Source organism: Ensifer adhaerens, assembly GCF_002007205.1.
Lineage (GTDB): Bacteria > Pseudomonadota > Alphaproteobacteria > Rhizobiales > Rhizobiaceae > Ensifer > Ensifer adhaerens_D.
Genome location: NZ_LAZS01000009.1, coordinates 65,651 through 85,706 on the forward strand (window position 1 = coordinate 65,651; position 20,056 = coordinate 85,706).

The following is a 20,056-nucleotide window of genomic DNA, read 5'->3' on the forward strand; positions in this document are numbered from 1 at the left end:
GGATCTCCCATGAGCGATGCCCAAAACCTCGGCCGCGGAGAGGTGACGATCCGTCACCTCTCCAAGTCCTACCGCCTGAACGGCGCGCCATTGCCCGTTCTGAGGAACATCAACCTCCATATCCGCTCCGGCGAGACACTTGCCATCGTCGGCGCCAGCGGTTCGGGAAAGACGACCTTGCTCAGGGTGCTGGCGGGGCTCGAAGATCCGGATGATGGTGAAGTGCTGATCGATGGCAAGCTGACGCGAGGCGTCGGCACCGACCGGGCGGTGATCTTCCAGGAGCCGCGGCTTTTGCCCTGGTTGACCGTACTCGACAATGTCGGCTTCGGGCTGGAGACGCGTGGTCTCTCCCGAGCGGAGGCGCGGGATCGGGCGCGGCGCTACGTCCAGCTGGTCGGCCTGCAACCGTTCGAAGGCGCCTATCCGCGGCAACTGTCGGGCGGCATGGCCCAGCGCGTCGGCATTGCCCGCGCGCTCGCGGTCCAGCCCGAAATCCTGCTGCTCGACGAACCGCTGGGTGCGCTAGACGCCATGACCAAGATCAGCATGCAGCAGGAGCTCGCACGCATCTGGCGCGACGAGGACGTGACGACGGTGCTCGTCACCCACGACCTCGAGGAGGCGATCTATCTCGCCGATCGCATCCTCATCCTGCCGCGCGAAAAGGGCGGCGAACCCCGGTTGATCGAGATCGACCTGCCGCGGCCGCGCGATCGCAGCGCCCGCGCGTTCGTGCGACAGCGCGAAGAACTGCTCGGCGTCTTCGGACTGCACTAAGGCCGCTTGCGGAACGGTTGCAGCGATCACGCGTTATTCTGTCGCAATCCGCATCCACCGGGGGCGACGCTGCCCGGTGGGCCGGATGCCGAGCCGAGACAGGAGCAACGTCATGAAGCTTTCGAAGGGAATGCAATTCGCCGCAATCGTTCTTGCCCTTGGCACGGCAGCACCGGCGCTCGCCAACGGCTTCTACACCGGCATCGATCCGCACAATCCGCCGGGCACCCAGAACCGGGTTCTCTACGGGCAACCCTACTATGTCGAACCCGCGCCCGGCCCGGTCTATGTAGAGCCCGCACCGCAGGTCTACGTCGACCCGATGCCGACCGGCAGCATCTATGTCGACCCGTATGTCGACCCGGCGCCGGGCTACATCTATCGCCCGCCGCCACGCACGTTGGGTGACGCCCGCCAGCGCTATACGGGTGAGTACCAGAGCGGCGGACAGGGCGACTACTATCTGGGCGTCGCACATCCGCCGCAGGTTCCTTGAAGGAGCAGCTAAGTGAAGGGGCGCGGCCGTACAGCCGCGCTCCCGGCCGGGCGCCTGAATTCAGATGCCTATTGCAGATGCCTGGAGTTTGAGGCGTCGCCTGTCGCTAGCGCCAGCCAAGGGCCGGCGCGACGTGCTTGAGGATCGCCTCGATCACGTGGGCGTTGTATTCGACGCCAAGCTGGTTCGGCACGGTCAGGAGCAACGTATCGGCCTCGGCAATTGCCTCGTCCTTCGCCAGTTGCTCGACCAGCACATCCGGTGCGGCAGCGTAGCTGCGCCCGAATATCGCCCGCGTCTTGTCGTCGATGAAGCCGATCTGGTCTTCCTGCTTGTTGCCGCCGCCGAAATACATGCGGTCGCGATCGTCCACCAGCGCGAAGATGCTGCGGCTGACCGAGACACGCGGCTCGCGTATGTGCCCCGCCGCCTTCCAGGCTTCCCGGTAGGCGCGGATCTGGTCGGCCTGCTGGACGTGGAACGGCAGGCCGGTTTCATCGTCCTTCAGTGTCGAACTCTGCAGGTTCATGCCGAGCTTGGCGGCCCAGACGGCCGTGGCATTCGAGCTTGCGCCCCACCAGATGCGCTCCCGAAGGCCCTGGGAATGCGGCTCGAGCCGCAGCAGGCCGGGAGGATTGGGGAACATCGGCCGCGGATTGGGTTCGGCGAAACCTTCGCCGCGCAGCACGTCGAGCAGCACCTCCGCGTGCCGTCTCGCCATGTCGCTCTCGGTCTCGCCCTCGGACGGCTGGTAGCCGAAGTGGCGCCAGCCGTCGATCACCTGCTCCGGCGAGCCGCGGCTGATGCCGAGCTGCAGGCGTCCGCCGGCGATGAGGTCGGCGGCACCGGCGTCCTCGGCCATGTAGAGCGGGTTCTCGTAGCGCATGTCGATGACGGCGGTGCCGATCTCGATCCGGCTCGTCTTTGCGCCGACCGCTGCCAGGAGCGGGAACGGCGAGGCGAGCTGGCGGGCAAAGTGATGGACGCGGAAATAGGCACCGTCCGCGCCCAGTTCCTCGGCCGCAACGGCAAGGTCGATCGATTGCAGCAGGGCATCGGCCGCCGATCGCGTCTGCGACTGCGGCGAGGGCGTCCAGTGTCCGAAGGAAAGAAAGCCGATCTTCTTCATGGTCGTGTGCCGCCTGTCGAATGAAACCGACCGCTTCATGGCACGATTCCAGTTCTGGATACAGACGGCCTCCGGTGACTTCGCCGTGAACGGCGGGGCGCGTCGATCCTGTCGCACCGCCGTCCTCAGCATCTTTCAGCTCATTGTCGCACCTGCAGCCGCGCCTTCATGTTCGGGTGAAAGCGGCAGTAGTAGTCGAAGGTGCCGGCCTTGCCGACCGTAAGCGTGGCGGTCTTTTTCGGCGGTATCACGACGTCGAAGTCACCCTTGGCCGTCGCCGTGTGGGCCATGACGTCGTTGTTCTGCCACTCGATCACGTCGCCGACGGCGGCGCTGATCTCGACCGGCGAAAAGACGAGCTTGTCGATCGTGATCCGGATGGTTTCCGCCTGCGCCGGCGGCACGGCCAATATCAACGCCAGGCCGCAAAGGGCACCAAGGCTCAGCGTCTGCATCTTGGCGCCGCCTATTTCATCATGGCCGCGACATGCTCGGCATGTTGCTGATGACCCTGGAACAGCTTGAGGCCGGTCTCCAGCAGGTCCTTGAGCTCGGCATTCTTCGCGGAGGGAATGAGCAGGGTTTCAAGCGCGCCATTGACCTGCTTGTGGTAGGCTACCTCGTTGGCGACATAGGCCTTGTCGAAGTCGGCGCCGCTGAGCTTCGCCAGCTCTTCGCGCTCTTCAGTTGCCGCTTTCGTCAGTGCGCGGCTGGTGTCGTTGTCCTCGGGCGTCACCTTCAATTTCTTGACGAGATCGAGGGCCTGCTGGTTCACGGCTTCGTGGTCGCGCAGCATGTCGTTGGCAAAGCTGATGACCTCCTTGTCCTTCGAGATTTTCAGGGCCTGCTTGGCGGCTTCGATATCGATGACGCCGGCGGTGTAGGCGATATGGGCGATCTGCGGATCGGTGACCTTGGTGTCGGCCGCAAGGGCAGCGCCACTGATGAGGCAGGCGAAGGCGAGGGCTGAAGTGAGGCGGGCATACATCGGAAACTCCTTTTCCGGCGAGGCTTGCTGCCGGTCTTGGTGGATGACACCCGTTGGATGCGCGCCGCCCGCGAAGGTTCCCGAAAATGTCAGCCTGACAGTCCGAGCCGGTTCATGACCGCCTCCGTCAGCCGGGCGCAGCGGCGGCCGGCAAAGGGGAAGGCGTTCAGGAGCACCGGTCCGACCTGGCGATGGATCTGCTGGCGCAGGAGCTGGCGGGCGCGGTGCAGACGGCTTCTAACCGTCTTCGGGTTGATGCCGAGGAGGGCTGCGGTTTCCTCCACGCTCATCGCTTCGATCACCCGGGCGATAAAGACCAGGCGGAAGGCCTCCGGCAACGCGTCGGCGGCCTCTTCCACCAGCCGCAGGATCTGCCGCTGCGCGAGGCTGCGTTCCGGATCGTCTGCGCTTGCGGCATTGGGAAAAGGCACGATCTCGGCGCCGGCCCCGTCCGTTGGAAGCGGAACCTCCCGTCGCGTCGCCGACCTGCGCAGGCGCCCGAGCGCCTCGTTCAGCACGACGCGATGCAGCCAGGTGGCGAGGCTGGCGTCGCCACGGAACGTTTCCAGATGTTCGAAGGCGCGCAGATAGGCCTCTTGCACCACATCCTCCGCGACGCTGTCGTTGCGCACGACAGCGCGTGCGATGCGAAAAAGCCGCTGGTTGTGCCTGGTCATGATGATCCGGAAGGCGTCCGGATCCCTGGCAAGCGCACGCTCGACGAGAGCCTCGTCCGTCAAATGGTCCGCTTCCGCCGTGGCGCGCATTGTCCGCAAAGCATCCTTCATCATCCACCTCCAAACCGCCGTTAGATGCGGATCCGGCAAAAACGTTCCCGAGAAAGCATACGTCTCGCCAGCGACAATCGGAATAGCAACGGGGGCGCGCTTCTAGCGGCGAGGGCGCCTCTTCGAGGCGGTATTTTCGCGCGTTTCCGCCAGCGGAAGTTGGGTCTTCTGGCGCTGTTCGCGCAGCGGTACGCGCAAGCAGTCTTTTTTTCTCCGGCCAGGGAACTGCGGTTCCCCCTGGCGAGTTTGAGGAACGGCGACCCCGGTATGCAGGGGCGCGTACCGCGGTCGCATCTTCGCACTAGGAGAGACGACGATGAAGCATCAAACACTTGAACAGTTGCAGGCGCTCGCCGAAATTCGTCCCGATCCCGTCATGACGAGAACGGAACGGCTCCAGCGGTGGGCCGAACTCCTGGAAAGCAACCCCGACCGTCGGCTGGGCACGCTTTCCGGAACCGAGCGTGCGACCGCTGCCGTTCGCCAGGCCATGCAGGTCAACGGTTCCCCCATGACCGTCGCTTTCGAGGATCCGCAATTGCGGCTCGCGGGGCTCGCCGACGACAGCTACGGCGAAGCAAAACGCTTCTTCGAAATATCGGATCATCAGCTGCACGACATCGTCTGCGACTGCAATTTCGGCAGTTCGGTGCGTGCCGCCTATGCCGCCCGGCGGGTGCGCGCAGCCATTGGTCTTTGGCCGCGCCTGAAGGCGCTCTTTAGCTGAGGGCTGAGCCGGTCGGCCGGCCAAGGGGAAGCCAGGGCGCCAGCCGGACGCTTCCCTAACCTCCTCGTCTCTCGCGGGTTGCGGGATGTTCACTCGCGCCGTGCGGGCCTTTGCGCCGCTTGAGGTGCGCTGCCGCCTTGGACAGCCGCTTGTAACGCTGGATGCGTCTCGTTCGGGCGCCGGCGTTGCTGTGTCTTCAGCAGGAGACATGAAAGCGGCGCCACCGTCCCGTCTACATGCCGCACGCCGCAAACCTAGCCCGAGGGAGTATATCGCTATCCTCCTCCCTTGCCGCATCATTCTGACAACGCCGGTGCCGCGCGGCTCGCCGGGGGTGGAGGGATGCAGCCGCGGGAGGAGGATTTCATGACATTGGCAGCAGTAACCCGGGCCCTGGGCGCAACGTCCGTTCTGGCAATCATGGTTTGCACGGCGCAGCCGGTTTGGGCAGCACCTGACCTGATCGTGCTCAACGGCGACGTGCGCACCGTCGATCAGGGCAAACCGAAGGCCCAGGCATTCGCCGTCGAGAGCGGCAAGTTCACCGCGATCGGCAGCAATGACGAGATCAAGGCGCTGGCCGACGCCGAGACCAAGGTGATCGACGCCGGCGGCAAGACGGTGACGCCGGGCTTCATCGACGGCCACACGCACTTGACGTCGGGCATGGACATGGTGACCGGTGTCGACCTCTCCTACATCCCGGACAAGAAGACCTGGCTTCAAAAGATCAAGGAGGCCGATCAGCGCCTACCCAAGGGCGTATGGCTGATGGGTGGCGGCTGGGACTACACGCTCGGCGAAGGCAAGCTGCCGACCAAGGAAGATCTCGACGCAGTGGTGCCGGATCGCGTCGTGATTTTGCGCGACATCGATTTCCATTCCTACTGGGTCAATTCCAAGGCACTCGAAGTGGGCGGTGTGACCGCGACCTCCAAGGTCGAGGAGGGCGGCGAGGTCGTGCTGAATGACAAGGGCGAGCCGAGCGGCATTCTGCTTGAAAGCGCCGGCGATCTCGTCGAGAAGCATCGGCCGGTGGTTCCCGATGCGGAGCGCCGCAAAGCCCTGCTGCAAACGATGAAGTTTGCCAACAGCCTCGGCATCACCGGCGTCAACGACATGTCCGATCTCGCTGCCGTCCATGACTATGCTGCCATCCTCGCCGAGAAGAAGTTGCCGCTCCGCGTCTGGTACGGCTTCTTCGAGGGCGACCCGAAGAAGATCGCGGCAGCGGTCAAGGATCGCGACGAGGTCGACAAGGTGGCTGCCGATTCCGGCGAGCAGGAGGTCAAGGGGCCGCTGCTCAAGCTCGGCTACACCAAGTCGGTGATCGACGGCGTGCTCTCGACGCGCACCGCTTATATGCATGCGGACTATTCCGACCAGCACGGCTGGAAGGGCAAGCCCTTCGAAACCAAGGAACAGTTGGCGGCAGCCATCAGGGCCTCCAACGAAAACGGCTTCCCGACAGCGGTGCATGCGATCGGTGACGGCGGCGTCGGCCTGGTGCTCGACGCCTTCGCCGAAGCGTCGGTGCCGCGGCAGCAGCCCAACCGCATCGAGCATATCGAAGTGGTCGAGACCAAGGACATCCAGCGCTTCAAGGATCTCGGCGTCGTCGCTTCGATGCAGCCGAACCATGCGACCGGTACGATCGGCAAATACATCACCGAACGCATCGGCACGGATCGCGAGCCGCGGGCCTATGTCTGGCATTCGATGCTCGATGCCGGCGTGCCGCTGGTGTTCGGCTCGGACTGGCCGACATCGCCGCTGAGCCCGCTCACCCAGATCAACGACGCCGTCTTCCGCGAGAGCCCGTTCGGCCTCGGTGACGGTCCCTGGCATCCGGAACAGGCCGTCAGCTTCGACCAGGCGCTGCATGGCCTGACGCAGGCCGGTGCGGACATGACGCCCTGGGGAGCTGAGATCGGCTCGATCAGCGTCGGCAAGTGGGCGGATTTCGTCGTGATCGACGGCACGTTGCCGGATCCGCTCGACCGCTCGATCCGCGAACGCAAGGTGGAGGCGACCTATCTCGCCGGAAACGAGGTCTATCGCCGGCCCTGACTGCGGAGCGGAGGCGTCCGTCCCGATTTATCGCCTGCGCGGTGACGGCGATCGAGGCAGGAAGCCTGTGGTCGGTAGACCGTACCTTGTCTTGACCAGTTCGGCCGGCGCCCATGGCGCCGGCCGATTTGTCATGCCGGGACGGCTGGCGACACTACAGCGCCGCGCGTCTTATCAGACGCGCAAAGGTCGCTGTAGAACTTTGAGTTGCTGCATGTTTTTATCCTTTAATCGGCTACGATTAAAGGAAACAGGCAGTAGCTTAGTGCATGAAAATACATAATAATTGTGCTTCACTTTGAGATCTTTGAAGCTAAAGGCGCGTTGGAATGGCGTTGGATTCGTTGGATGTGCGGCTGCTGCGGATTTTTGTGACGATTGTCGAGGCAGGCGGTTTTGCGGCAGCGCAGGGAGAGCTCAACCTGTCGCTCTCGACGATTTCCAACCATATCTCGGCGCTGGAGAGCCGCCTGGGCCTGATCCTCTGCCAGCGGGGCCGGTCCGGTTTCCGCCTCACCGAGGAGGGGCGCGCCGTCTACGAGGAGGCGAAGCGGCTGTTCGGTACGATCGACCAGTTCGATATCCGCATGAAGGGCTTGCAGCACCGGCTGAACGGCACGCTCTCGATAGGCCTCATCGACAACACCCTTTCGGACCCGGCCTCCCGCCTCAATCGTGTCTTTGCCCGGATGACGGACGAAGCACCCGAAGTGGCGCTTTCGATCGTCACCCGGCCGCCGCATGAACTGCTGCGCGACGTGATAACGGGCGAGCTTCACATCGCGATCGCCAGCTTCCCGCGCACGACGCTGGGGCTCGAATATGTCGATCTTTACGAGGAGACGCAGCGCTTCTATTGCGGCGCAGAACATCCGTTGTTTTCCCGCGACGACAGCACGATCGAGATCGATGACATCCGGTCCTACAATCTGATCGGTCGCTCCTACTGGAATGCCCGCGACCTCAAGATCTTCTCGATCGCCAATCCGCGCGCGACGGTCAGCGACATGGAGGCGGAGGCGCGGCTGATCCTGTCGGGCCGCTATCTGGGTTACCTGCCCGATCACTTCGCCAGCCGCTATGTCAGCCAGGGGCTGCTGCGGCCGATCCGCCCGGATCTCTTCAGCTACAAGGCGCCGTTCCAGGTCGCCTTCGACAAGTCGCGCGCCAAGTCCGGCCTGGTTCCGTTCTTCGTGAAACTGCTGACGAGCGAGTTCGGCGTTCCGCAGTCCGGCCGAGGCGCTTCGCGGATGCGCGCAGAATGATGAGACACCGGGCCGCCGCTTGCGACCCGGTGTCTTGAATGGCAGCAACTTAGCCCGGCCGTCCTAGTCGAGCTCGAAGTTTTCCTTGTAATCCTGCTTCAGATGCGCCGGCTGTTCTTCCTTCTTCAGCACGCAATTGCCGACGACGAGGCGCTCGATCTCCGTTCCCATGAAGCAGCGATAGGCGTCTTCCGGATTGCAGACGATTGGCTCGCCACGCACATTGAAGCTCGTATTGACGAGCACCGGGCAGCCGGTGCGCGCCTTGAAGCGTGTCAAAAGCTCCCAATAGCGCGGATTGGTTTCGCGGTGCACCGTCTGGATACGGGCGGAGTAATCGACATGCGTCACAGCCGGAATTTCCGATCGCGGCACGTTGAGGAGATCGATGCCGAACAGATTCTCCTGCGGATGGTTGGCGTGCAGGCGCCGGCTTTCCAGCACGTCGCCGACGAGCAGCATGTACGGGCTGTCCTTGTCGATGTCGAACCAGTCGGCGACGTCCTCGCGCCTTACCGACGGAGCGAAGGGGCGGAAGCTCTCGCGGTACTTGACCTTAAGGTTGAGCATCTTCTGCATGGTCGGAGAGCGTGCATCGCCGAGGATGGAGCGCCCGCCGAGTGCGCGCGGGCCGAATTCCATTCGACCCTGCATCCAACCGACGGCCTTTTCCTCGGCCAGCGCCGAAACCGTGGACGAGGTAACGTCCTCGTCCGAGAGGACCTCGAACTTGGCGCCCGCGGCGGCAAGCCGCTGTTCGACCTCGCCCTGCTCGAAAGCAGGTCCGAGATAGGAGCCGGACATCGCGTCGCCATCCTTCGTCGTGCGCGTGCTCCCGAGGTACTCGTACCAAACGGAAAGCGCTGCTCCGAGCGCGCCACCCGCATCGCCGGCGGCAGGCTGGATCCAGATGTCGTCGAAGATCCCGGCCTTCAGCAGCTTGCCGTTGGCGACGCAGTTGAGTGCGACGCCGCCCGCAAGGCATAGGTTCTTCTCGCCCGTCTGGCGCCGGGCAAAGCGCGCGAGCCGCATGACCGCCTCTTCGGTCACGACCTGCACCGAGGCCGCCAGGTCCATCTCACGCTGGGTCAGAGGCGCTTCCGGCTTGCGGGGCTCGCCTCCGAAGAGATCGTGAAAGGCCGGCGAGGTCATCCTCAGGCCCGTGCAATAGCCGAAATAGTGCTGGTCCAGACGGAAGGAGCCGTCCTCCTTGAGATCGATCAGGTTGTCGAGGATCGTCTGCGCGAACCGCGGCCGCCCATAGGGCGCGAGCCCCATGACCTTGTACTCGCCCGAATTGACCTTGAAGCCGGTATAGTAGGTGAAGGCCGAATAGAGCAGGCCGAGGGAGTGCGGGAAATGCACTTCCTTCAGGAAGTCGAGGCGATTGTCGTGGCCATGGGCAAGCGACGTGGTGCACCACTCGCCGACGCCATCCATGGTGAGGACGGCGGCGGATGCGAAGGGCGAGGGGAAGAAGGCGCTGGCCGCATGGGACTGGTGGTGCTCGGTGAAAAGCAGCGAGCCGTCCCATTCCTTCTTGCCGGCGAGCTTGCCGAGATCCTTTCGCAGCATCGTCTTCTGGAACAGCTTTTCCTTGATCCAGACCGGCATCGCCACGCGGAACGAACTGAAGCCGTGCGGCACTGTCGCAAGATAGGTCTCGACGAGCCGCTCGAACTTCAGGAACGGCTTTTCGTAGAAGACGACATGATCGATGTCGTTCATGGTGCAGCCTGCTTCCGACAAGCAGTATTCGATTGCCCGCGCCGGAAAATCCGGGTCGTGTTTCCGGCGCGTGAAGCGTTCTTCCTGCGCGGCGGCTACGATGCGCCCGTCTTCGACGAGCGCGGCCGCGCTATCGTGGTAAAAGGCCGAGATACCGAGGATACGCACGATCGAGCCGCCTCAGAACAGCGTGTAGATGAAGGGGGCGACAGCCGTTCCCTGCGTCAGTACCACCAGGGTTCCGAAGATGGTCGTCATGACCAGGATCGGCAGCAACCAGTATTTCTTCCGGTGGCCCATGTAAGACAGGAGTTCCCTAGCAAGGTCCATTTTCGTGTCCTCTGTCCGATACAATAAGGGATAGGTTCTTCAAAATTCAGAACTGGTTTTTCATCGTTGCCTGGGCAGCTTCGCCCTGTGGCTTGTCGATCCAATAGGTCTTGGCGTTCTTGTCGAACTGTGCGGCCAGCGCGTCATGCCCGCGCAGCCTGAGATAGAAGCCGATCGGCAAGAACGTCGTGACGTAGATCAGGAACATCACGACGGGATTGACGATCTTGAAAAGGACGAGACCGAGCTGCATCCAGAGGTGGTTGGCGCGCGTCAGGGTCGAGGGCGCGATGAACGCCAGGACGACAAGAACCGCGCCGATCACGGCAATGACCGCCGTCACCGTGGTTATCTCGGAAGCCCGCCACCATTTCACGAGGGCGATCAGTATGAGGATGCCGCCGACGGTATAGCCGAAACTTCTGTTCGACGGTCCTTCCGGGAGCTTCTCGTTGAGTGATCCGTGAGAAATGCTCATTGCTTCCCACCTCAAAGCGGTTAGCTAAAAAACGCACAATTTTCACTGTGCCGACGAATGAAAAACTTTTTAGTCATTTATATTGAGAGAATATGAGCGGCAAATACTCGGATAGGTCAATATGCCAATGGATATAGAAGGTCATAGCCGCCTTCCGATTCTTGGCGCAGGCGCCTGATACTCGGGCCGATGCCCGCTGGTCGGTCTTGTTCCAAGGCATGCCTGCGAGGAGGCAAGGTTCGTGAGGTCCGGGCGCGTGTCCGTAACCTTGGCTATACTGGTGGCGAATGCATTTGAGCGCTGGACAGGACGAGCGTATGCTGGCGACACTTGAATATGCAGATTGTAGCGGCCGCCAGGGCCGTGCCGTCGCCTTCGTCGAAGATGCGGCTGGCGCCGGTCCAGGGCCGCGATATGATTTATTCTCGCTCGTCACGCGCAGGGTTGTTTTCCGAGGGGCGGCGCAGAGCGGAGACATGGCATGAAGCCTGAGCCGTCAGATCGTTTCAGCGCCCGCCCCGTGAGCCCGGCGGCGGCCCCGCCGCCGCACGTGGCAGGCGCGCCGATAGACGTGGACCAGGCCTCCGGCCGCAAGGTCTGGGCGAACACCTTCCGGGCGCGCTCCGACAAGGTGATCGCCGTCGGGCGGATCCTGCTGGCCGCCGGCAGCGTGTGGATCGCCTGGCTTGATTCCGTTCACGTACCGCTGCCGCCCGAGCCCATCTACTTCCTGCTGATGGGCTATCTCTTCTACGCGCTCGCGGCGGCCTACCTCGTCTGGCGCACGGAGATTTCCCGGGTGCGGGGAACGCTGGTGCGCCACATCATCGATGTCGCCGCCTTCGCGACCTTCATGTCGATGACCGACGGTCCGGCGAGCCCGTTCTTCATGCTGATGCCGTTCACGTTGCTTTCCGCGACGCTGCATTGGCGCTGGCGCGGGGCGCTCTATACCGGTCTCGTCTGTCTGGCGGCGTTGCTCTACCTCGGCTACTTCGACACCGGCGACCTGTTCGATCCGGATCAAGATACGACCACGAACGCATCGCGGATTCTCTTCATACTCGTCGCTGCGACGTTGCTCGTCTGGCTCGGCGCGCACCAGGAAGCCGTCCGGGCCGAGCTCCTGCGACTGGTCCAGAGGACACCGAGCCAGCCGCGCGGCCGCGAGTGGCCCGCGCGCGCGGCACTCGACTATGCCGCTCATGTGATGCTGGTGCCGCGGGCGCTCCTGTTGTGGACCGACGCGGAGGAGCCCTGGACCTATGTGGCCTTGTGGAACGAAGGCGAACTCGAGGTCACGCAGATGCCGCCCGATGCCTTCGGCTCCTGGACCGACGAGAAATTGCTGCGCAGCAGCCTGCTGATCATCGAGGCCACCCGCGGTCGCCTTCTCGTCCATGCGGGCGAGGGGCGGTTTCATCAATGGACGGACCCCGAGCCGCCGATCTCGCCGGCTCTCGTCGAGGCTTTCAAGATCAACTCGGCAGTCTCGACCTTTTTCCAGGTCGACGACCTGCAGGCACGCCTCTTCGTATTGGAGCCGCCCGCGCTCACGCTCGACGACGTGGCGATCGCGGAAATCATCGCCGACAGGGTGAAGGCGCTGTTCGAACAGGCGATCCTGGTGCGACGACTGAGCGACGAGGCGGCCGTGGACGAGCGCATCCGCATCGGTCGCGATCTGCACGACGGCGTGCTTCAGGCGCTTGCGGGCACTGCGCTGCAGCTTCAGTCGCTGCGCAAGCTCAAGGATGCGGGCCCGGATGTAATTGCCGAACGCCTGGAGGCGATCCAGACGATGCTGCTCGAAGAGCAGCGGGAACTTCGCGGCTTCATCCGCGCGCTCGAGCCGGGCGGCAATCTCCAGGTTGCCGGCGAAATGCAACTTGAGCGGCAGCTTGAAGCGGTTGCCGCGCGGCTGCGGCAGCAATGGCAAATCGACGTCTCGATCGCGTTCGACCCGCCGTCCGGCATCGATCTGCCGCTGGCGCTGACCTACGAGCTTGCGCGCATGACCTCCGAAGCGACCGCTAACGCGGTCAGGCACGGCGGAGCGCAGAAGGTCAGGATCACGGTCAGGATCGACAACGGATCGATCGTGCTGACGATCGACGACAACGGGATCGGCTTCGGTTATTCCGAGCGTCTTGACCATGCCGAGCTGGAACGTGAAAAAATCGGCCCCCGAAGCCTGCGGGAACGGGCGACGGCGCGTGGTGGAAAGCTTGCGATAGAAAGGATAGCGGAATGGACTCGGGTGGTGGTCATGCTGCCAATGCCGCAATAGCGCTGCGCGCGGTCGTCGTCGACGATCATCTGATCGTGCTCGACGGGCTGCGCCGGCTGATCGAGACCGTGCCCGGCTGGGAGGTGGTGGCGACCTGCGAGCGGGCGACCGATGCGTTGCAGGTCCTGTCCGAGCGGGCGGCCGACATCGTCGTCGCCGACCTTCGCATGCCGCAAATGGATGGGCTCGAATTCATACGCCGGTTGCGCGGTGCCCATGGACAACAAGTCGCGATCGTCATCCTGACGGCGGACATCGGTGACGATCAGCTCGGCGAAGCGATCAGACTTGGGGTGAACGGGATCGTTCTCAAGGAGCAGGCGCCGGACACCCTGCTCGACTGCATGAATGTCGTGGCCGCCGGCAAGACCTACTTCCAGGACCAGGCGCTCAAGTCCGCGATCGAGCGGATACGCGCACAGGAGGCCGTAGAGACCCGGGGCGTCGACCTCCTGACACAGCGCGAGATCGAAGTCTCGCGCCTTGCGGCCTCGGGCATTCGAAGCAAGGAGATCGGCGCCCGCCTCGGCATATCGCCGGGCACGGTCAAGCTGCATCTCCACAGCATCTACAGCAAGCTCGGCATCTCGACGCGTGTCGAGCTGGCCAATCTGGCCAACAGGCTGCCGAAAAGCCCGTGATGACCGCGCCGACGCTCTGAGGTTCCCCTTCAAGAAACATCAATCCGCAGCGACGGGACGCTGTGCCCGGTGTCTTTTGCCTCAAGAAAACCCGAAGAAACAAGGCCGGAGTATATCCATCTGGATATATTCAGAACGAAAATCCTGAGATAGAGTTCGGAATTGTAAGGCGTCTCCGGCAGAGAAGAGAAATCGCCGAAGCTCATGTCGCTGTATAAGAAATAGATTCATGTTGTCGTATTCTGAAAATATTGACGGTGTTCTTCTCTGTTCCGGAGAGCCACTATGCATGTTCAAAGTGTTATTGAAATAGCGGAAACAGACGGTCGGCTTCCGGTCGAGATAATCATAAAGGGTTATCGTTTGAGCCAGAAGCGGCTTACCGTCTTCGTATTGAACGAGGTGACGCCGGCCGCGGTCAATCGCGTCCTGGATCCCGTGGTCCCGACGTTGCCTCTTCTTATTCCCGGCGTGCTCTACGTCAAGATTTCAGATGATGCCCGTGTGCGCGAGGCCGTCGAGACCGCCGAGGTCGTCTATGCCGCCACCAGTCTGTTTCGCGACCTGTTGACGGGTTACGGGATCTTGCCCGGACTGCTCCGACCGGTCGAACTTCTGCGGCCGGATTCCTCCAAGCGCATCAGGCTCGCGGACGCCGGCGAACAGAAGCGTGCGCCGTCCGTGGCGAAAGCGCCGAGACGAACGACCACCTATCTCGCCAGCCTGGCGCGGTCCTATTGGCGCGAGGCCGGAAGCGCCTGAACTGGGCGGTGCGACATTAACCCGAAATGGTTCAACACAGAGCGCTCAATCAAGGTGTCAGTTGACATGTCCCGAAAAGTCGAACGTCCGGATGCGCTCGATCTCAACAATCCGACGGCCACGCCCTCGGATTTCATCGGCCACAACAGGCCCCAGTCGAGCGGAATCCTGCAGCGCATGCGCCGTTCGCGCAATTTCGGCGGCGTGATGGATGGGTTGATCATCCTCGTTTCGGGCATTGCTGCCATTCTCATCTGCGAGACGGTGTTGCGGTTTGTGCCGAGCCTCCAGTTGCCGGTCGGCGAGGGCGAATATGTCTATTGCGGCGTGCCGCGGGCGCGCCATCAGTCACATGGCCTTTATGGTTACACGGAAATACCGGGCAACAGCTATTTTGAACGCTTCAGCCCGTTTGACCCGTGGAACCATATCCAGATCAACGATGAGGGCTTCCGCGACAATGCGACCGGCAACGGCGCGCCGATCCTGGTCCTTGGCGATTCCATGGTGCGCGGTTCGCTCGTCAGGGAGAGTGAGACCTTCAGCGCGCTTCTGAACGCTTGGCATCCGCAACTCCTCTTCAAGAACTACGGCACAGGCGGCTACGGCCAGCCGAACGAGATCCGGCTCTACGAGGACAGGGGTCCCGCCATTCCACACAAGCTGGTCGTTGTCGGCCTTTCGCTCAGCACGGATGTCGAGGACAACGCCGAGCGGGCCGTGCTGACGCCATCGTCGGTCGATATCACGGTCGAGCCGGCGGGGACTGGAACAAAGAAGCCCAGCCTCGCTTTACAGGCGCACCTGTACCTGTGGCAGAAGAGCAAGCTCTACAACTGGTTCTATTTGACGCTGCTGCGGCCCTATATCGGCGACAGGGCGTCCCGGCGGGACATGGACCACGCGATCGAGCTGACGCGCCGTCTGTTCGTGCGGCTCGCCGGCGACGCGCGCGCGAACGGTGCCGAGCTGCTCATCGTCATCCTGCCCGGCTGGGCGGAACTTGCGGGCCGCGACGACGGTCTGCAGCCGGTAAAGCAGCGCGAGATGGTCAACGCCTTTGCCGCCGCGACGCCCGGGGTCTACGTGGTCGATCCGACGGCGAAGCTTTCTGCCAGCGACCCGATGAAGACCTATGGCATCGGCGACAAGCACCTTTCCCCGCTCGGGCATTTCGTCGTGGCCGAGGCGATCGACAAGTGGCTGCTCAACAACTGGCACGGCGGCCAGGGTCTCACGAGCGGCAAGCATCAATTCGTACAAAGCGCTGCGATCCAGCCTGACTGCCTGCAGCTCTCGCAGGTCGCGCCGTGATCGGCGGGCCTGAAAGGAAGATCAGATGAACACCAATGCATCAAGAGCCGTTCAGATGGAACCGAACAGCGGCCGGAAGTCCTCTATACTCAGGCGAGCACCACTCGCCGTGCTCGCGACGGCTTTCAGCCTTGCTCTCTTCGGTCTCATGATCGAAGGCATGGCGCGCACCGTCTTCGACAACGGCATGGATTTCGACCTCGAGATGTGGAAATACGCCCGCGACCTGAAACGCGTCAGCGCCGAGCCGGCGATCGGCCACGAGCACATTCCGAACGCCAGCGGCGTCTTCATGGGTGTGCCGGTCAGCATCAACTCGATTGGCCTGCGCAACAGGGAAGTCGGCCCGGTCGCCGACGGGACGACGCGGGTGATGATGCTCGGGGATTCGCTGACCTTCGGCTGGGGCGTGAAAGAGGAGGATACGCCGTCCAGGCTGCTGGAAACGGTCCTCAACGGCGCCAGCGCCGGGGCGCGGAGTTACGAGGTGATCAACACCGGCGTCGGCAACTACAACACGCAGATGGAAGTCGCCTACTTCATGACCAAAGGCTTCGAGCTCAAGCCCGATGTCGTCGTTCTCAACTATTTCATCAACGATGCCGAATCGACACCGCGTCGTCACCAGGTCGGCTGGGGGGAATATTCGCAGGCCTACGTCATACTTGCTTCTGCTGTCGACAAGGTCTCGCGCATCTTCCTCGGCCGGGCCGACTGGAAGGCCTATTATCGGGGTCTCTACGAAGACGGGCAGCCCGGTTGGGCGGAAGGGCAGGAGGCGATCAAGCGGCTCGCGGGCTTCTGCCGCGAGCGAGGCATCAAGCTCGTGGTCGTCAACTATCCCGAGTTGCATGAACTCAAGAACTACCCATTCCCTGAAGTGACCGGCGCGGTCGAGAAGCTGGCCCAGGACGAGGGCGTTCCCTTCCTTGATCTTCGTCCGTCGGTCGAGGATCTCGTGCCGGAAACGCTCTGGGTGTCGCCGTCCGATGCTCACCCGAACCGGATCGCCAACGAGCGCTTCGCCGCTGCGATCGCCGGAACGCTGGAGCGCTCCTTTCCGGCGCTCTTCGCCGAGACCGGATCGGTCGCCAACGTTCACCCGTGAGGTTGCCGAAGCAAGGCCTGATGGTCGGTGTTCCGGTCGCTAGAAATCCACGATCAGGTTTGCGCGGCCGGCACTTGACCGCACGCTGTCGCCGAATTCACCGAGATAGCTGATCGCCAGGCGTGCGGATTGGGAGAGCCGGGCGGAAATACCCGCCTCCACCACCAGGCCGTCGCCCGCGATAGGAACGCCGGCGATCGTAAAGGGATTGGCGCCGGCAAAGGCGAGACGCACGGACGGCGCAAGGTCGCCCGCGGCATGGCGCCAGCCGAGCATGCCGGAGGCAGTGACCGGCATCTGGCTTACCGCCAGATCCGCCCACCAGCGCAGACCGATGGTCGTCAGCGTGGCATCGTCCGTGGCACTCTCTGCCGATAGTGCCGCCGCACCACCGTTTTCCTTGAACGCATCGGTATCGAGATAGACATAGGCGACGTTTGCGAACGGCTGCAACCTGATGTCGTCGGCGTCGAGCGTGAAGGAAAGCTCAGCGAAGATCTGTGCAACCGTGCTGTCGTAGTCGGCGGTCAGGTGATCGCTGAACGAGCCGAAGGAGAGGTCGCGTTCGGACGAGACTTCGTTATGGCTATAGATCACGCCGCCCGTGAGGTTCAGCGGCCCGACGTTGCCATAACCGTAGAGGCCGGCATGGTAGGCATCGACGCGCGCCTGCGGCTGAAGGGTGAGATGGCTGTAGCCGAGAATGCCCCCGAAGCGCCAATCATCGGAAGCTGCCGTATCCGCACCGAGGAGGACGCCCGCCGTGCGGCTGTCGATATCGGCCGCGTTGCCGTCACCGGACAATTGGCCCGTACCAGCGAAGCCCGATGTCCAGAAGACGGCGTCTTCGGTCTCCTGATAAGCCGGCGCACTGCCCGCCCGCTCCAGAATTGCGTCCCGCGGAAAGCGGCTGTCCCACATCAGGGCGCTCTTGACCGAGGCATGCACCTCGCCGCTCAGTTGCGAAAAGGCGCTTCCGGCCGTTGCTGCATCCAGCGACAGGACGGCGAGGGTGAGTGGGTTCGAGATACCCAATGCCTCGACGGCGCTCGCCGTGGCGCGCCCGTTGGAAGTGATTGCGAAGTCCGCGAAGGCAACGTCGTTGCGATCGAGCCTCAGGTCGACACCCGTGGCACCGTAGCTGAGCGTCGGCGACAGGAACGCAAGATTGCTGGTCACGTCGTCGAACCGGCCGCTGACGGTGCCGGCCGAAAGAATCGTGTAACTCGTCGACGGGTCATAGATGCCGCTGCCGGCGAGGACCGAGAGCCCGCCGCCCTCAAGCACAAGCGCGCCCGAGACGGCTAGGCGATCGGATTGTCCGGCCGCATCCACATCCACCTGATAGGTCGAACCCGAACGAAACGTCAAATCGCCGTCGACGGTGGCGACCGCGATGCCCGGGCCGGGGGAAGCCACGCCGCCGGCATTGACCGTGAGGCCGCCGACGATGCCGCTGCCGGACAAGAGACCGTCGGCGAAGACGTCGACCGTCCCGATGACCGTGCCCTGATTGACGAAAGTGCCGCCCGCGATGTTGGCCGCGCCACTGATCGTGCCGGTATTCCGGAAAAGGCCGCCGCTGGTCGCGAGCGAAGCGATGGTTCCGTCGTTCGATCCGCTTCCCGCATTGGAGATGGCCCCGGCCGTCGAGCCGCTGTTGTTGGTGAAAGTGCCCTTGGCGCCAATCTCCACGTCCGAGAGTGCCGCATTGTTGACGACGCTGCCGCCGGCAACGGTGGTCTTTCCGGTCACCGTGCCGTTGCCGTTGTTGGTGAAGGATCCGGCATTATTGTGCAGGGAGGCGATGGTGCCCGCATTCGACAGGGTGCCGGCGTTGGTGACGCTGCCGGCCACCGCGCCGCTGTTGTTGACGAAGGCGGCCGCGGCCGCGACGTCCGCGTCGGTGACGACGAAATTGTTCGTCACGGTGCCGCCCGCCACCGTCGTCTTCCCGGTGATCGTGCCGCCTGCATTGTTTGCGAAATGCCCTGCCGTGTTGCTGAGCGCGGCGATCGTGCCGGCATTTGACGCGGTGCCGCTGTTCGTGACCGTTCCGGCGCTCGCCCCCGTAGCGTTCGTGAAGGTGCCGCCCGCGCCGACGGCAACCGTGCCAAGGGTCGCGTTGTTGGTGACGGCTCCCCCCGAGACCGTCGTCTCGCCGGTCACCACGCCGCCAAAATTGTTGGTGAAGCTTCCGGCGTCGTTGCGCACGGACGCGATAGTACCGGCGTTAGAGACCGTGCCGGCGTTGGTGATCGCGCCCGCCGTGGCGCCATTGTTGTTGACGAAGGCGGCCGCGGCCGCGACGTCTGCATCGGTGACGACGAAGTTGTTGGTGACGGTCCCGCCCGAAACCGTCGTCTTCCCGATGATCGTGCCGCCGCTATTGTTGGTGAAATTGCCCTGGGTATTCGTCAGCGATCCCATGGTTCCGGCGTTGGAGGCGGTGCCGGCATTCACGGCCGCGCCAGCGACGGCGCCGGTGTTGTTGACGAACGTGCCGCCGGCCGAAACGTTCACATCACCGACCTGGCCGTTGTTGGAGAGCGCCGTGGCGCTGCCGACACTGGCGCTATCCAGCGTTCCGTTCACCGAGACGTTGCCATTGTTCAGCGTCAGTCGCCCGTTGAGGTCTCCATCGACGGACAGGTTGCCGCCGTTCATCTCGACGTCCGAAGTGAGTGCACCGCCGGCGTTGATGCTGACCGTTCCGGAGTTGATCGTGCTGCCGTTCGTGACGGTCAGCGCACCCGTATTGGTGATGGTGACATTGCCGCCGTTGACGCCAAGCTTTCGGATCGTGCGGCCGTCGTTGACCTGCGGAGAACCGGCGTTGACGTCTGCCGTGTCGCCGGAGCCCGGAAGCGCCGGCGCCCAGTTCGCGCCGTTGCCGAATTCGTTGTCGGCGGCTCCGGTCCAGAGGGATTGGGCAAGCGACGGCGCCGTGAGCGCAAGAGAGGCGAGTGCCGTGAAAAGGCCGAGGCGTTTGGAAAGGACCGCGAGCGGTGTTTGTCGCATGGATGCCGCCGGTGCTACGAACGCTCGCGAATCAGCCAGCGGTATGAGTAGCTTTGGCTATCCAATCATGGTTAACGATTTACTACCAGCCCTGCCGGCAAGGGGACGGGGCAATCGCCGCCACCCGGACGGCAGGGCCGA

At 63.3% G+C, this 20,056-nt stretch carries 18 protein-coding genes; 10 read left to right on the plus strand and 8 right to left on the minus strand.

Annotated features, from left to right (window positions below; genetic code table 11):
• The first annotated feature begins 9 nt into the window (after positions 1-9).
• The gene (locus XB14_RS21100) at positions 10-780 is read left to right on the plus strand and encodes an ABC transporter ATP-binding protein (protein WP_077963636.1); all 771 of its coding nucleotides are present in this window, start codon (positions 10-12) and stop codon (positions 778-780) included.
• 112 nt (positions 781-892) lie between these two features.
• Complete coding sequence (locus tag XB14_RS21105; RefSeq protein ID WP_077963637.1) at positions 893-1,276, plus strand: hypothetical protein; 384 nt, start codon at positions 893-895, stop codon at positions 1,274-1,276.
• A 106-nt stretch (positions 1,277-1,382) separates the two neighbouring features.
• On the opposite strand, the gene XB14_RS21110 is transcribed toward XB14_RS21105, so the two are convergent.
• The 4 genes from XB14_RS21110 to XB14_RS21125 form a co-directional block, all read right to left on the minus strand.
• Positions 1,383-2,405, minus strand: coding sequence for an LLM class flavin-dependent oxidoreductase (locus XB14_RS21110; protein WP_077964034.1), 1,023 nt, complete (start codon positions 2,403-2,405; stop codon positions 1,383-1,385).
• Between the two features lie 140 nt (positions 2,406-2,545).
• Entirely contained in the window at positions 2,546-2,860 is a 315-nt protein-coding gene (locus tag XB14_RS21115) for a cupredoxin domain-containing protein (protein ID WP_077963638.1), read from the minus strand.
• Between the two features lie 11 nt (positions 2,861-2,871).
• Positions 2,872-3,393, minus strand: a complete 522-nt coding sequence (locus XB14_RS21120; protein ID WP_077963639.1) for a DUF4142 domain-containing protein — start codon at positions 3,391-3,393, stop codon at positions 2,872-2,874.
• A gap of 89 nt (positions 3,394-3,482) precedes the next feature.
• A complete protein-coding gene (locus XB14_RS21125) occupies positions 3,483-4,181 on the minus strand; it encodes an RNA polymerase sigma factor (RefSeq protein ID WP_419178612.1) in 699 nt (232 codons plus the stop codon).
• Positions 4,182-4,497: 316 nt separating this feature from the next.
• Between XB14_RS21125 and XB14_RS21130 the strand changes: the two genes are divergently transcribed.
• The 3 genes from XB14_RS21130 to XB14_RS21145 all read left to right on the plus strand — a co-directional run bounded on the left by XB14_RS21130 (position 4,498) and on the right by XB14_RS21145 (position 8,243).
• On the plus strand, positions 4,498-4,908 hold the full coding sequence (locus XB14_RS21130) for a hypothetical protein (protein ID WP_077963645.1): 411 nt from the start codon (positions 4,498-4,500) through the stop codon (positions 4,906-4,908).
• Positions 4,909-5,274: 366 nt separating this feature from the next.
• Positions 5,275-6,978, plus strand: coding sequence for an amidohydrolase (locus tag XB14_RS21135; RefSeq protein WP_077964038.1), 1,704 nt, complete (start codon positions 5,275-5,277; stop codon positions 6,976-6,978).
• A gap of 329 nt (positions 6,979-7,307) precedes the next feature.
• Positions 7,308-8,243, plus strand: a complete 936-nt coding sequence (locus tag XB14_RS21145) for a LysR family transcriptional regulator (protein ID WP_077963647.1) — start codon at positions 7,308-7,310, stop codon at positions 8,241-8,243.
• Positions 8,244-8,306: 63 nt separating this feature from the next.
• Here the strand turns inward: XB14_RS21145 and XB14_RS21150 are convergent, their stop codons facing one another.
• From XB14_RS21150 to XB14_RS21155, 3 genes are read right to left on the minus strand one after another with little or no spacing between them, the layout of a single operon-like run.
• Positions 8,307-10,139, minus strand: a complete 1,833-nt coding sequence (locus XB14_RS21150; RefSeq protein ID WP_077963648.1) for a carbamoyltransferase — start codon at positions 10,137-10,139, stop codon at positions 8,307-8,309.
• A 12-nt stretch (positions 10,140-10,151) separates the two neighbouring features.
• Positions 10,152-10,301 carry a DUF5989 family protein gene (locus XB14_RS33320; protein ID WP_179119634.1) on the minus strand — a complete coding sequence of 50 codons (150 nt, stop codon included), beginning with the start codon at positions 10,299-10,301 and terminating at the stop codon, positions 10,152-10,154.
• A 46-nt stretch (positions 10,302-10,347) separates the two neighbouring features.
• Positions 10,348-10,779, minus strand: coding sequence for an SxtJ family membrane protein (locus XB14_RS21155; RefSeq protein WP_077963649.1), 432 nt, complete (start codon positions 10,777-10,779; stop codon positions 10,348-10,350).
• 481 nt (positions 10,780-11,260) lie between these two features.
• On the opposite strand from XB14_RS21155, the gene XB14_RS21160 reads away from it, so the two are divergent.
• The 5 genes from XB14_RS21160 (at position 11,261) to XB14_RS21180 (ending at position 16,894) form a co-directional block, all read left to right on the plus strand.
• Entirely contained in the window at positions 11,261-13,069 is a 1,809-nt protein-coding gene (locus XB14_RS21160) for a sensor histidine kinase (protein ID WP_077963650.1), read from the plus strand.
• Positions 13,030-13,710 (plus strand): response regulator, encoded by a 681-nt coding sequence (locus XB14_RS21165; RefSeq protein ID WP_234804101.1) that lies wholly within the window; start codon positions 13,030-13,032, stop codon positions 13,708-13,710. Before XB14_RS21160 ends, XB14_RS21165 begins: the two co-directional genes overlap by 40 nt.
• A 363-nt stretch (positions 13,711-14,073) precedes the next feature.
• Positions 14,074-14,472 carry a hypothetical protein gene (locus tag XB14_RS21170; RefSeq protein ID WP_143348478.1) on the plus strand — a complete coding sequence of 133 codons (399 nt, stop codon included), beginning with the start codon at positions 14,074-14,076 and terminating at the stop codon, positions 14,470-14,472.
• 66 nt (positions 14,473-14,538) lie between these two features.
• Complete coding sequence (locus XB14_RS21175; RefSeq protein ID WP_077963652.1) at positions 14,539-15,786, plus strand: hypothetical protein; 1,248 nt, start codon at positions 14,539-14,541, stop codon at positions 15,784-15,786.
• Between the two features lie 25 nt (positions 15,787-15,811).
• Positions 15,812-16,894 (plus strand): SGNH/GDSL hydrolase family protein, encoded by a 1,083-nt coding sequence (locus tag XB14_RS21180; protein WP_077963653.1) that lies wholly within the window; start codon positions 15,812-15,814, stop codon positions 16,892-16,894.
• Positions 16,895-16,933: 39 nt separating this feature from the next.
• Here XB14_RS21180 and XB14_RS21185 read toward each other — a convergent pair whose 3' ends face one another.
• Positions 16,934-19,915, minus strand: coding sequence for an autotransporter outer membrane beta-barrel domain-containing protein (locus XB14_RS21185; protein WP_077963654.1), 2,982 nt, complete (start codon positions 19,913-19,915; stop codon positions 16,934-16,936).
• Positions 19,916-20,056: the final 141 nt, after the last annotated feature.